The 13,978-nt window shown below is 65.3% G+C and carries 8 protein-coding genes; 6 read left to right on the top strand and 2 right to left on the bottom strand.

What is annotated here, in order from left to right:
• Positions 1-11: 11 nt before the first annotated feature.
• From QM712_RS06150 to QM712_RS06135, 4 genes are all read left to right on the top strand, one after another.
• On the top strand, positions 12-1,703 hold the full coding sequence (locus tag QM712_RS06150) for a methyl-accepting chemotaxis protein (RefSeq protein WP_415022174.1): 1,692 nt from the start codon (positions 12-14) through the stop codon (positions 1,701-1,703).
• 228 nt (positions 1,704-1,931) lie between these two features.
• Entirely contained in the window at positions 1,932-3,626 is a 1,695-nt protein-coding gene (locus QM712_RS06145; RefSeq protein ID WP_415022173.1) for a methyl-accepting chemotaxis protein, read from the top strand.
• A gap of 243 nt (positions 3,627-3,869) precedes the next feature.
• Positions 3,870-7,049 carry an efflux RND transporter permease subunit gene (locus QM712_RS06140; RefSeq protein ID WP_415022172.1) on the top strand — a complete coding sequence of 1,060 codons (3,180 nt, stop codon included), beginning with the start codon at positions 3,870-3,872 and terminating at the stop codon, positions 7,047-7,049.
• Entirely contained in the window at positions 7,036-8,232 is a 1,197-nt protein-coding gene (locus tag QM712_RS06135; protein ID WP_415022171.1) for an efflux RND transporter periplasmic adaptor subunit, read from the top strand. Before QM712_RS06140 ends, QM712_RS06135 begins: the two co-directional genes overlap by 14 nt.
• Positions 8,233-8,268: 36 nt before the next feature.
• Here QM712_RS06135 and QM712_RS06130 read toward each other — a convergent pair whose 3' ends face one another.
• Positions 8,269-9,774 carry an acetyl-CoA acetyltransferase gene (locus QM712_RS06130; protein WP_415022170.1) on the bottom strand — a complete coding sequence of 502 codons (1,506 nt, stop codon included), beginning with the start codon at positions 9,772-9,774 and terminating at the stop codon, positions 8,269-8,271.
• Positions 9,775-9,925: 151 nt separating this feature from the next.
• Complete coding sequence (locus tag QM712_RS06125) at positions 9,926-11,059, bottom strand: nitronate monooxygenase (protein WP_415022169.1); 1,134 nt, start codon at positions 11,057-11,059, stop codon at positions 9,926-9,928.
• A gap of 222 nt (positions 11,060-11,281) precedes the next feature.
• Between QM712_RS06125 and QM712_RS06120 the strand changes: the two genes are divergently transcribed.
• Together QM712_RS06120 and yghU are read left to right on the top strand one after the other, a co-directional pair.
• Positions 11,282-12,949, top strand: coding sequence for a flavin-containing monooxygenase (locus QM712_RS06120; RefSeq protein WP_415022168.1), 1,668 nt, complete (start codon positions 11,282-11,284; stop codon positions 12,947-12,949).
• 101 nt (positions 12,950-13,050) lie between these two features.
• The gene (yghU, locus tag QM712_RS06115) at positions 13,051-13,923 is read left to right on the top strand and encodes a glutathione-dependent disulfide-bond oxidoreductase (RefSeq protein ID WP_415022167.1); all 873 of its coding nucleotides are present in this window, start codon (positions 13,051-13,053) and stop codon (positions 13,921-13,923) included.
• The last annotated feature ends 55 nt before the right edge of the window (positions 13,924-13,978 follow it).

The following is a 13,978-nucleotide window of genomic DNA, read 5'->3' as shown; positions in this document are numbered from 1 at the left end:
AGAGACCAGCTATGTTCGCCACTATATCCATTCGTGCCAAGATCATCAGTGTCGTGGCATTCCTGCTGGTCGCGATGACCGGTTTGGGCCTCCTCGCCGTCATGAAGATGCGGACGATCAATGCCAACACCGTCGATATCACCACGAACTGGATGCCCAGCGTCCGCGTGATCGGTGACCTGCGCGCCAGTGTCATCACCTTCCGCAACGTGGTCCGCCAGCACATGCTGGCCGAAACCCTCGATGACAAGCTCGCGAACGAGAAGACGGCCGGCACCGTGCTCGAGACGCTCTCCAAGGCCCGCAAGAGCTACGAGGCGATGATCGCCTCCCCGGAGGAGCGGGCGCTCTACAATCAGTGGGGCCAGCTCTGGGACGAGTACAAGAAGGGCACCGAAGAGGTGTTCGCGTTGTCGCGCCGGGATGCCGGCAAGATCCCGCATGACGCTCAGGAGCTGAACAGCCAGAAGGTCAACAAGATCGGCCTCCAGGCGGATGAAGTCCTGGGCAAGGACATCGAGCTCAACACCAAGGGCGGCGATCAGGCCGCTTCGGACGCCGCCGACACCTTCTACTACGCTTTCATGCTGGTCGTGGTCATTCTCGGCATCGCGGTCGTCGCCGGCATCGCCGTCAGCGTCTACCTGGTGCGTGACGTCTCCAACGGCATCAACTCGATCATCCGGCCGATGCAGGCGCTGGGTCAGGGCGACCTGACCGCCGAGGTCCCGCACCGTGGCGAGAAGACCGAGATCGGCGCCATGGCCGACGTCCTCCAGATCTTCAAGGAGGCGCTGATCGCCAAGAAGGCCGCCGATGAGGCTGCCGCCCGCGACGCCGAGGCCAAGATCGAGCGCGGCCGTCGCGTCGACGGCATCACCCGCGATTTCGAATCGATGATCGGCGAGATCGTCCAGACCGTGTCGTCGGCCTCGACCCAGCTCGAAGCTTCCGCCTCGACGCTGACCTCGACCGCCGACCGCTCCCAGCGGATGGCGACCACGGTTGCCGCAGCCTCGGAAGAAGCCTCCACCAACGTGCAGTCGGTGGCCTCGGCGACCGAAGAGATGGCCTCGTCGGTCGGCGAGATCAGCCGCCAGGTTCAGGAATCGGCCCGGATGGCCGGCGATGCCGTCGGCCAGGCCCGTGCCACCACCGAGCGCGTCAGCGAACTCTCGAAGGCGGCTTCGCGCATCGGCGACGTCGTCGAGTTGATCAACACCATCGCCGGCCAGACCAACCTGCTGGCGCTGAACGCCACCATCGAAGCGGCGCGCGCCGGTGAAGCCGGTCGCGGTTTCGCGGTGGTCGCTTCCGAAGTGAAGGCGCTCGCCGAGCAGACCGCCAAGGCGACCGGCGAGATCGGCCAGCAGATCTCCGGCATCCAGGCGGCGACCAACGACTCGGTCGGCGCCATCAAGGAGATCTCCTCGACCATCGAGCGCCTGTCGGAAATCTCCTCGGCCATCGCGGCCGCGGTGGAAGAGCAGGGAGCCGCGACCCAGGAAATCGCCCGCAACGTTCAGCAGGCGGCCCAAGGCACCCAGCAAGTCTCCTCGAACATCACCGACGTGCAGCGCGGCGCCACCGAGACCGGCACCGCCTCCTCGCAGGTGCTGTCCGCTGCGCAGATGCTGTCCAACGACTCGACCCGGCTGAAGACCGAGGTCAGCAAATTCCTCACCAACGTCCGCGCTGCTTAAGTATCGCAGGATCGGGCGATCAACGAACGGGCGGCGCCGCAAGCGCCGCCCGTTTTCTTTGTCCGGCAGCCTGATGGCGCGCAGCGGGCGCGTCCATTGGGGGCACCCGTAATCCTACGGCTCCCCGGTTTCATCGACGGTTAAATTCAACTTTCGAGAGTGCGCGGACGGCGCGCCGCGAGTCGCCTTCGCCGAAGATTGATGCCGGAAACCGGCCGGGAGCCCCAAATGCGCAAGAACCTTCCTGTCACTGACACCGAATATCCCGTCGGCGACCAGACACTGATCGTCTCCAGAACCGATCTCAAGGGCAAGATCGCCTACTTCAACGAGGATTTCGCCGCCGCCGCGGGCTTCACGTCCGAGGAATTGAAGGGCCAGCCGCATAACATGATCCGCCATCCGGACATGCCGCCGGAGGCCTTCCAGAATCTCTGGGACACGCTGAAGGCCGGCAAGCCATGGCTCGGCGCGGTGAAGAACCGCCGCAAGAACGGCGACTTCTACTGGGTGCTGGCGACGGCTTCCCCGATCCGCGAGAACGGCCAGGTCACCGGCTACACCTCGATTCGCACCACGCTGCCGGCCGACCAGCGCAGGCTCGCCGAAGAGGTCTATGCCGCGATCCGCGAAAACAAGCCGCACGGCTATCGCATCGACGCCGGCATCATCCGCCGCCGTTCGCTGCTCGACCGCTTCGCGATCTTCACCAGGACGCTCAAGGCCCGCCTCGTCACGACCATGATGCTGCAGGCGATCTTCCTGCTCGCGCTCGGCATCGCCGGCGCCCTCTCGACCAGCGGCTCAGTGAGCGTGATGCTGTCCGTGCTGGCCGTGGTCGGAGCCGCCGTCGTCAGCTTCACCGGACTTTCGACGATGCGCGTGGTGCAGGGGCCGATGCAGCATCTCAACGACACCATGCTCAATCTCGTACAGGACAAGCTCGACAACCGCATAGTCATCGAGCGCGACGACGAGATCGGCGAGGCCTTGCGCAACCTGCAGACCGTGCAGACCATCATTCGCTTCAGCCGCGACGAAGTGCAGGCCGTGCAGCGCCGTTCAGAGGACACGCGCAAGGCGGAGATGACCAGGCTCGCCGATGCCTTCGAGGCTGCGATCGGAGAAATCGTCGAGACCGTTTCGTCGGCCGCGACCCAGCTCGAGGCGTCGGCCTCGACGCTGTCCTCGACCGCAGGCCGCGCGCAGGAATTGGCCTCCGTAGTCGCGGCCGGGTCCGAGGAAGCCTCCACCAACGTCCATTCGGTCGCCTCGGCCGCCGAGCAGATGTCGTCCTCGGTGGGTGAGATCGGCCGCCGGGTGCAGGATTCGGCCCGGATGGCCGGCGACGCCGTCAGCCAGGCCGAGGCGACCACCGCACGCGTCAGCGAATTATCGCGGGCCGCAGCGCGGATCGGCGACGTGGTCGAACTCATCAATGCCATCGCCGGCCAGACCAATTTGCTGGCGCTGAATGCGACCATCGAGGCGGCACGGGCGGGCGAGGCCGGCCGCGGCTTTGCGGTGGTGGCCTCCGAGGTGAAGGCCCTGGCCGAGCAGACCGCCAAGGCCACCGGCGAGATCGGCCAGCAGATCGGCGGCATCCAGGCGGCAACCCAGGAATCGGTGAGCGCGATCGGCGAGATCAGCGGCACCATTGCCCGTCTCTCCGAGATCTCCTCGGCGATCGCGGCGGCCGTGGAAGAGCAGGGCGCGGCGACCCAGGAGATCGCCCGCAACGTGCAGCAGGCCGCCCGGGGGACCCAGCAGGTCTCGTCCAACGTCGGTGACGTGCAGCGCGGCGCGTCCGAGACCGGTTCGGCGTCTGCGCAGGTGCTGTCGGCGGCGCAGATGCTGTCCCGCGATTCGAACCGGCTCAGGCTCGAGGTCGGCAAGTTCCTCGGCTCGGTCCGAGCCGCGTGAGCCGGGAAAAGTTGGCAATGCGGATCGCGGTGCTACTAAAGGCTGCCTTCCGGAGCGGAAAAGCCGTTTCTGTAATCTTTCGGGCGCAAGCTGCATATCTGGAATGCGATTCCGCGGTGCGATAGCAGGGAATTGACCGCACGTGACGCGCTGTCGTTGGCCATTTCCGCGGTGTTCGGGTAAATGAGCCGAGGAACCCGTGGGGGCGCGTTCCCCGTCCCCTGATTTGGAATTGCCTGGCGAATGATTGCTCTGGTCCGCATTGCCCTGAGCCGACCCTACACGTTTGTCGTGCTCGCACTTCTGCTTCTGATCATCGGACCGCTCGCTGCGCTGCGGACGCCGACCGACATCTTTCCGGAGATCCGCATCCCCGTGATCGGCGTCGTGTGGCAGTACACCGGCCTGCCGCCGGACCAGATGTCGGGCCGTATCACCTCGCCATTCCAGCGTTCGCTGACCACCACGGTCAACGACATCGAGCACATCGTCGCCAACTCCTATAACGGCTTCGGCATCGTCAAGATCTTCTTCCAGCCGACCGTCGACATCCGCACCGCCAATGCGCAGGTCACCGCGATCTCGCAGACGCTGCTGAAGCAGTTGCCGCCCGGCGCCACACCGCCTTTGATCCTGAACTACTCCGCCTCGACCGTGCCGATCATCCAGGTGGCGCTGTCGGGCGAGGGCCTCACCGAGCAGAACCTCGCCGACATCGGCGTCAACCAGCTCCGCACGCCGCTCGTCACCGTGCCGGGCGCGGCCATCCCGTATCCATTCGGCGGCAAGCAGCGTCAGATCCAGATCGACCTCGATCCCACCGCGCTGCAGGCCCGCGGCCTGTCCGGCCAGGACGTCGCCAACGCGCTCGCGGCGCAGAACCTGATCACGCCGGTCGGCACACAGAAGATCGGCAAGTTCGAATACAACATCCAGCTCAACAACTCGCCGCTCAAGATCGAGGAACTCGGCAATCTGCCGATCAAGACCGTCAACGGCGCGATGGTGTATGTGCGTGACGTCGCGACCGTGCGTGACGGCAATCCGCCGCAGACCAACATCGTCCATGTCGACGGCAACCGCTCGGTGCTGATGATGGTGCTGAAGGCGGGCGCGACATCGACGCTCGATATTATCGCGGGCATCAAGCAGAAGGTGATCGACGTCAAGGACCAGATGCCGGACGCGCTGAAGATCGGCTTCATCGGCGACCAGTCGGTGTTCGTGCGCGGCGCCATCGAGGGCGTGGCCTTCGAGGGCGTTATCGCGGCGCTGCTCACCAGCGTCATGATCCTCCTGTTCCTGGGAAGCTGGCGCTCCACGGTCATCATCGCGGTCTCGATTCCGCTGTCGGTGCTCGGCGCCATCATCATGCTGTCGGCGATCGGCGAGACGCTGAACATCATGACGCTCGGCGGACTTGCGCTCGCGGTCGGCATCCTCGTCGACGACGCGACGGTGACGATCGAGAACATCAACTATCATCTGGAGCAGGGCAAACCGGTCGAGCAATCCATTCTCGACGGCGCAAACCAGATCGTGACTCCGGCCTTCGTGTCGCTGCTCTGTATCTGCATCGTGTTCGTGCCGATGTTCTTCCTCACCGGCGTCGCGCGCTTCCTGTTCGTGCCGATGGCCGAGGCGGTGATGTTCGCGATGATGTGGTCGTTCATCCTGTCGCGCACGCTGGTGCCGACCATGGCGAATTATCTGCTGCACGCGCACGTTCATCACGAGGGCGAGCCGCCGAAGTCGCGCAATCCGCTGGTCTGGTTCCAGCGCGGCTTCGAGGCACGGTTCGAGCGCATTCGCAGCGGGTATCGCGGCTTGCTGGGCCTTGCGCTGGCACATCGCGCGGTATTCGTGATCGGCTTCCTCTGCGTCGTCGGCGCGTCCTTCGCGCTGGTGCCGTTCCTCGGGCGCAACTTCTTTCCCGCGGTCGATGCGGGCAACATCCTGATGCACGTCCGCACCCAGGTCGGGACCCGCGTGGAAGAGACCGCCAACCAGCTCGCCGACGTGCAGAAAGTGGTGCGCAAGCTGATCCCCGGCGAGATCGAGACCATGACCGACAACATCGGTATGCCGATCTCCGGCATCAACATGACCTACAACAACACCGGCGTGATCGGCCCGCAAGACGGCGACATCCAGATCAAGCTGAAGGAAGGCCACAAGCCGACCGAGGAGCATGTCCGCGTGCTGCGCGAGCAATTGCCGCGGTTGTTCCCCGGCGTCAGCTTCGCCTTCCTGCCGGCCGACATCGTCAGCCAGATCCTGAACTTCGGCGCGCCGGCACCGATCGACCTGCAGATCCGCGGCAACAATCTCGAGGCCAACTTCGCTTACGCCAACAAGCTGCTTGCCAGGATTCGCCGCATCCCGGGCATCGCGGATGCGCGCATCCAGCAGTCGCCCAACAATCCGACCTTCAACATCGACGTCGACCGCACGCGCGCGCAATATGTCGGCCTGACCGAGCGCGACGTCACCAACAGCCTCGTCGTCAATCTCGCCGGCTCCTCGCAGGTCGCGCCGACCTACTACCTCAATCCGGACAACGGCGTGTCCTACTCGATCGTGATGCAGACGCCGCAATACCAGATCGACTCGCTGAGCGCGCTGCAGACGCTGCCGATCACGGCCGCGGGCAACTCGCAATCGCCGATCCTCGGCGGCATCGCCGACATCAAGCGCTCGACCTCGAGCGCGGTCGTGTCGCAATACGACATCCAGACCCTGGTCCAGATTTTCGCCACGACCTCGGGCCGCGACCTCGGCGCGGTCTCGACGGACATCCGGCAGGTCATCGCCGACACCGCCAAGGAGGTGCCGAAAGGTTCTTCGGTGGCGCTGCTCGGCCAGGTGCAGACCATGAACAGCGCCTTCACGGGCCTGCTGTTCGGCCTGCTCGGCGCGGTCGTGCTGATCTACTTCCTGATCGTCGTGAACTTCCAGTCCTGGTCCGACCCGTTCGTGATCATCACGGCGCTGCCGGCCGCGCTCGCCGGCATCGTCTGGATGCTGTTCACGACACAGACAACGCTGTCCGTGCCGGCGCTCACCGGCGCCATCATGTGCATGGGCGTCGCCACCGCCAACAGCGTGCTGGTGATCTCCTTTGCCCGCGAACGCTACGAGGAGCTCGGAGACCCCGTCGCCGCCGCGCTCGAAGCCGGCTTCGTCCGGTTCCGTCCGGTGCTCATGACCGCGCTGGCCATGATCATCGGCATGGCGCCGATGGCCCTGGGGCTGGGAGAGGGGGGCGAGCAGAACGCCCCGCTCGGCCGGGCCGTGATCGGCGGCCTGATCTTTGCAACTTTCGCCACACTGATGTTTGTTCCCGTGGTGTTCAGTATGGTACACAAGAAACAAGGCGCCAAAGTCGCCGCCCCCTTGGAGACCCCGCATGTCGCCCACTGAACCCCGCTCCCCGGTTTCGCACCGGAAACTGGGAATTTTCGGCGTGGTGGCGCTGATTGCGGCAGGCCTCGTCGTGGGCACCGGGATCCGGGCTCGCGAAGAGCAGGGCTCCAAGCTGAAGCAATGGACCGACGATCAGGCCGTTCCCAGCGTCGCGGTGGCCCTGCCCAACGCGAAGGCACTCAATTCCACCATCGACCTGCCGGGCCGCCTCGAGGCCTACTACCGCGCCCCGATCTTCGCCCGCGTCTCCGGCTATCTCAAAGGCTGGAGCGCCGACATCGGCGCCCGGGTCAAGGCTGGCCAGGTGATCGCGGAGATCGAGGCGCCCGATCTCGACCAGCAACTCCTTCAGGCCCGCGCCGACCTCGCCAGCCAGCAGGCCAGCGCCAGGTTGTCGGAAGCCACGCTGAACCGGCGCAAGACGCTGGTCGCGTCCAATTTCGTCTCCGCGCAGGAGATCGACGAGCGCACTGCCGACCTCTCCAACAAGAACGCCGCCGTCCATTCGGGACAGGCCAATGTCGAGCGGCTGGAAGCGCTGGCCGGCTACAAGAAGATCACCGCGCCGTTCGACGGCGTCGTCACCGCGCGCGATACCGACGTCGGCGCGCTTATCAATGCCGGCGGTGGTTCGGGCCCGGCGATGTTCGTGATCTCGGACATCACCAAGCTCCGCGTCTACGTCAACGTGCCCCAGAACTACGTGCCGGCGATCAAGATGGGCGCCAAGGCCACGATCACGTTGCCGGAATATCCGAACAGGGCCTTCCAGGCCACGGTGGAGGCCTCCTCGCAGGCCGTCGACGTCGCCTCGGGCACCACCCGCATGCAGCTCGGGCTGGACAATTCGAAGGGCGAGCTGATGCCGGGCGGCTATGCCAGCGTGAAGCTGAATCTCCAGCGCGATTCCGCCCCGCTCAGCATCCCCGCCAGTGCCCTCATCTTCAACGGCAGTGGTCTGCGCGTTGCGACCGTCGGTCCCGACGACAAGGTGCTGTTCAAGACCGTGACGATCGGGCGCGACCTCGGCCGCGAGATCGAACTCGCCTCGGGCATTGCGCCCGATGACCGCATCATCACGGCCCCGCCGGATGGTCTCTCCGACGGTGACGCCGTCCGCGTCGTGGGTGCCGGCGCCAAGCCGGCCACGGCTTCGGAGAAGCAGGCTCCAAGAAGCTAGGGCTTCTCACCTCGCTCCGTTGCGGGGCGAGGGAGATCAGGCGACCCGCCACTCCGGAACGCCGTCGGCGGCCATCGTGATATCGCCGAGCGAGCCGACCGGCGTGCGATCCAGGTTGAGCAGGTGTGCCAGCGTTGCCGTATCGCCGGCCGGGATGCGCGCCAGCGTGCGCCGGTCGTCCTGCGTACGCAGCATCACGACGCCATGCTCGACGTCGCCGCCTCGTCCGTAGAGGACGGTGAAGCTCTCGACCTTGCCCTTCCCGGAGGCTTCGGTGACGAAGTCCGGCACCGCGCGCTTGTTGCGGTCGGCCTCGGCCTGCACGCTGGTCTCCTGCGCCAGCGCCTCGCGCGGCGCCGCCTTCGACACGACCAGCGCGTGATGCTTGGTGACGAAGCCGCCCTGGCCATAGAGCAGTCCGAGGCTTGCGCCGTCGCGCACGCGCCGCACCATCGCGCAGGCCGCATGCGTCATGTAGGTGTTGAGCGGCGCGCCGAAGAAGGTGAGGCCGCCCGTAACGGTCGGCTGCACGTCGGTACTGAGGCCCAGCGTTCGCCGTGCCATCTTGGGCACGCAGGGAAAGCAGCTATAGAGCTCGATCGCGTCGAACTTTCTGCCGTCGCCGCCGGCAAGATCCATCACCGCTTTCAGGACGGCGTTCTGCGGATGGCTTTCGTGAAACTGGTCGCGGAGCAGATAGTCGCGCGGCTCCTCCGCAGAGGCTCCGCCGAGCGGGTAAACCAGCTTGTCCTCCGCGATGCCGGCCGCGCGCGCCTTGGCGAGGCTGGTGAGCAGCAGCGCGCCGCCCATGTTGACGCTGGGATTGGCCACCATGAGCTTGTTGTAGGGCCATGCGATCAGGCGGTTGTCCGCCGTCGGCGTCGTGATCTCCTCCGGCGTGAAGCGCCGCTTCAGCCAGGCATTGGGATTTCGCGCGGCCGCTTCCGAATAGCGCGACCACAATGTGCCCGACTCCGCCATGGCCTCGCGCGGCGTTTGCTTCCAGTACGCGGAGGAGGCCGCCTCGTAGAATGGATAGACCGTGACGGGGCGGAATACGCCGAGCTTCACCGCCAGCGGCTTCTGGAATGCGGCGCCGCGCTTGGGCTCCTCGACATCATGGGCGAACGGCGTCCACGGCAGCTTGACACCGGCGCGCTCGGCCTTGGTCGCGGTCGACTGCGCCTCGGCGCCGCAGATCGCAGCGACAGTGCATTCGCCGCGCGCGATGCGCTTGGCGGCCTCGTGGATGTAGCGGATCGGACTCTCGCCACCGACCGGCCCGTAATAGCAGTGCGCCGGCTGTACGCTGAGCCGCTGCGCCAGCTGCTTCTCGGGATCGCGATAGCGCCAGCTCAGGAAGTTGACGACGTCGAGCGACTGCACCTCGCCGAGCAGTTTCGCGCCGGCATCCTGCTCGGCACGCTGCAGCGCCTGTTCGAGCAGATCGAGCGGCTCGAGGCCCTCTGCGATCTCCTTCGGGCGGTCGGTGATCTCGCCGACGCCGACGATGACGGGGATGCAGTCTTCGGAAACGGTCATTGGTCTTGCTTCTTCATGATCTCAACAGTCGAAAGTCTTCATCCTGAGGAGACCGCGAAGCGGTCGTCTCGAGGGATGGCCGCAGGGACGGCCGGGCTCTCATGGTTCGAGACGGCGCTACGCGCCTCCTCGCCATGCGGTCTACACCATTTCATTCCGCCACGAGCGCGTTCATATGCTCGACGGCTTCCGCGAACTCTTCCTTGAATTCCTGCACCACGGCGCCTGCCGACTTCACGCTGTCGATCAGCCCGACGCCCTGGCCGACGAAGTAGCTGACGAGATCGCGTGCCCGGGCGTTGCCGGCAGCGGCAGCGCGGTCGATCGCGTTGAAGGCATCGCGGCTGATGATGCTCTGGAGCGGCATCGGCAGTGCGCCGGGACTATCCGGCGCACGATCCCATGCATCGGTCCAGACCGAGCGCAATTGCCGCGCCGGCTTGCCCGTGCGTCCCTTCGACCGCACCGCGTCGCGCGATGACGCCGCGATCATCTTCTCGCGGAAGATCTCGGTGGTTTCGGCTTCCACCGTTGCGAGCCATACGGAGCCGGTCCAGGCCCCGGCCGCGCCCATCGCCATGCACGCGGCCATTTGCCGTCCCGTCATGATGCCGCCCGCCGCCAGAACGGGCACGTCGCGGATCGGCTTGATCGCCTTGATCACCTCCGGCACCAGAACCATGGTCGAGACCTCGCCGCAATGACCGCCGGCTTCCGTGCCCTGCACGACCAGGATGTCGACACCGGCCGCGACCTGACGCAGCGCATGCTCCTTGGCGCCGACGAGCGCCGCGACCGGCACGCCGTGCTTCTTGCCCATCTCGATCATCGCCTTCGGCGGCACGCCCAGCGCGTTCGCGATCAGCCGGATCGGATGACGGAACGAGACTTCCAGCAGCTCCAGCGCGGTCCTGGCGTCGAACGGCTGCGGACGATCGTCGGCCACGTACGTCGTCGTGAGCTCGATGCCGTGCTTCTTGAGCAGATCGCGCGTGTAGTCGCGGTGCGCCTGCGGCACCCTCGCTTCGAGGCTGTTCCAGGTGACGTCCGTCTCGCCCGCTGTCGACATGTTTTCGGGTATCAGCACGTCGACGCCATAGGGCTTGCCGTCGACATGATCGTCGATCCAGCTCAACTCCTGTTCGATCGTTTCCGGCGTGTGCACGGTCGCGCCGAGCACGCCGAAGCCGCCGGCACGGCTCACAGCCGCGACCACGTCGCGGCAATGGCTGAAGGCGAGCAATGGGAACTCGATTCCCAGCATGTCGCAGATCGGCGATTTCATGGTTCTCTCCCGGCGGCCTCCGCGACGACGCTAGCCCATCGTCATTGACGATGCCACGCCGGATTGCCGCGCGCATCTTGCGTGCAGGCGTCGCGTCACGCGCCGAGCTATTCCGTCGTGCAAAATAAGCGGGAGAGGCGCTACCGATTAGCCTCTTGCGCTTTCGCCGATGTCAGAGAATGCTGGCCACAACAACAGAAAACGATCAGGGAGCGCCAACCGATGTCGCCAGCAGAATCGAGTCCGGCTCAAGCCACGGACGGCTATGATGTGGTCGTCGTCGGCGCAGGCTTTGCCGGCATGTACATGCTGCATCGGCTGCGCGGGCTCGGTTTTTCGGCGCGGGTGTACGAGCAGGGCGGCGGCGTCGGTGGCACCTGGTACTGGAACCGCTATCCCGGTGCGCGCTGCGATGTCGAGAGCATGCAATATTCCTACTCGTTCTCGGAAGAGCTTCAGCAGGAATGGGACTGGAGCGAGCACTACGCGCCGCAGCCGGAAATCCTGAAATACGCCAACCACGTCGCCGACCGCTTCGACCTGCGCCGCGACATCCAGTTCGATACCCGCGTCGAACGCGCCGTGTTCGATGAGCGCGCGAACAGGTGGTTCGTCACGACCTCGGACGGCAAGACGGTTCAGGCGCAATTCGTCGTGCTTGCCACCGGATGTCTCTCGAACGCGCGCAAGCCCGATATCAAGGGCCTCGAGACCTTCGAAGGCCCCGTCTACCACACCGGCAACTGGCCGCACGAGGACGTCGATTTCACGGGCCTGCGCGTCGGCCTGATCGGGACCGGCTCGTCCGGCATTCAGTCGGCGCCGATCATTGCCGAGCAGGCCAGGCATCTCACCGTCTTCCAGCGCACCGCGAACTTCTCGATTCCGGCTCGCAATGCGGCGCTGACCAACGAGGAACGCGCGACGTTCCGCAAGAAATATCCGGAGATCCGCCGCTTTGCGCGCGAAGTCGCACGCAACGGCATCTACGCCGAACAGCCTGATCGCGGTGCGCTCGATGACGGCGACGATGTCCGGCACGGCAAATATGCCTCGCGCTGGGAGCGCGGCGGGCTGACGTTCATGTATGTCTACAACAATCTCGGCCTGGACCGGGCCGCGAACGATACGGCCGCTGATTTTGTCCGCGGCAAGATCGCGGAGATCGTGAAGAATCCGAAGACCGCCGAACTGCTTCAGCCCAACAGCCACCCGATCGGCACCAAGCGCATCTGTATCGACACTGATTATTTCGCGACGTTCAACCGGCCGAACGTGTCGTTGGTCGATATCAAGGCCAACCCGATTCAGGAGATCACGGCGAATGCGGTCCGTGTTGCAGGTCACGACCACGAAGTCGACGCCCTCGTGATGGCGACCGGCTTCGATGCCATGACGGGATCGGTTGCGAAGATCGACATCCACGGACGCGGCGGGCAGACGCTGAACCAGAAATGGGCGGAGGGCGCGAAGACCTATCTCGGCCTGATGAGCGCGGGCTTCCCGAATCTGTTCATCATCACCGGCCCCGGCAGTCCGTCGGTGCTGTCGAACATGATCGTGTCGATCGAGCAGCATGTCGATTGGATCGCGGATTGCCTCGTCCACATGCGCAAGGATGGGCTTGCCACGATGGAGGCGGGCAGGGACGCCGAGGAGAAGTGGGTCGCCCATGTCAACGAGGTCGCCCACGGCACGCTCTATCCGCAGGCCAACTCCTGGTACATGGGCGCCAACATCCCCGGCAAGCCGCGCATCTTCATGCCCTATATCGGCGGCGTCGGCGTCTACCGGCGAATCTGCGACGAGGTCGCGGCGAAAGGGTACGAAGGTTTCGTGATGGCGGCCGAAACGCGCCCCCGCAGTCTGGCGACGGGCTCGGTTGCATGACGGCTGAATGAGGCCCGCGCCGGACGCAGGGCCGGCAGGGCTTGCCATCGGCCATCGGCGGGCTAATTAATGCAGACGCATCTTTCCGCCGGAGCCTCCGCATGACCGATACAACCTACGTGCCGCCCAAAGTCTGGACCTGGAACAAGGAGAATGGCGGGCAGTTCGCCAGCATCAATCGCCCGATCGCCGGTCCCACCCAGGACAAGGAGCTGCCCGTCGGCCGTCATCCGCTCCAGCTCTATTCGCTGGCGACGCCGAACGGCGTGAAGGTCACGGTGATGCTGGAAGAGCTTCTGGCGCTCGGTCACAAGGGGGCCGAATACGATGCCTGGCTGATCAAAATCGGCAACGGCGACCAGTTCGGCAGCGGTTTTGTCGACATCAACCCGAACTCCAAGATTCCGGCGCTGATGGACCGCTCCGGTCCCGAGCCGATCCGGGTGTTCGAATCCGGCTCGATCCTGTTCTACCTCGCCGAGAAATTCGGTGCCTTCCTGCCGAAGGACATCAAGACCCGCACCGAAGCCATGTCCTGGCTGTTCTGGCAGATGGGAAGCGCGCCCTATCTCGGCGGCGGCTTCGGCCATTTCTATGCCTACGCGCCGATCAAGATCGAATATGCCATCGATCGTTTCGCGATGGAGACCAAGCGTCAGCTCGACGTGCTCGACCGTCGCCTCGCCGACAACGAGTACCTCGCGGGCAGCGAGTACACCATCGCCGACATCGCGGTGTGGCCCTGGTACGGCGCGCTCGCCAAGGGGCTGGTCTATGGCGCCGGCGAATTCCTGTCGGTGCAGGACTACAAGAACGTACAGCGCTGGACCGACCAGATCGCCAAGCGCCCGGCCGTGCAGCGCGGCCGCATGGTCAACCGCGTCTCCGGTGAGCCCTCGAGCCAGCTGCACGAGCGTCACGACGCATCCGATTTCGAGACCAAGACGCAGGACAAGATCGCGCCTGCGACGTAAGCCGCTCGTTCTTCACCTCGTCCCGCTTGCGGGTTGAGGTCAGATCGCATCGACG

This window comes from Bradyrhizobium sp. (genome assembly GCF_047605465.1).
Classification (GTDB): Bacteria; Pseudomonadota; Alphaproteobacteria; order Rhizobiales; family Xanthobacteraceae; genus Bradyrhizobium.
Note: the sequence above shows the minus strand (reverse complement) of the source record. Positions and strands in the feature narration are given on the sequence as shown.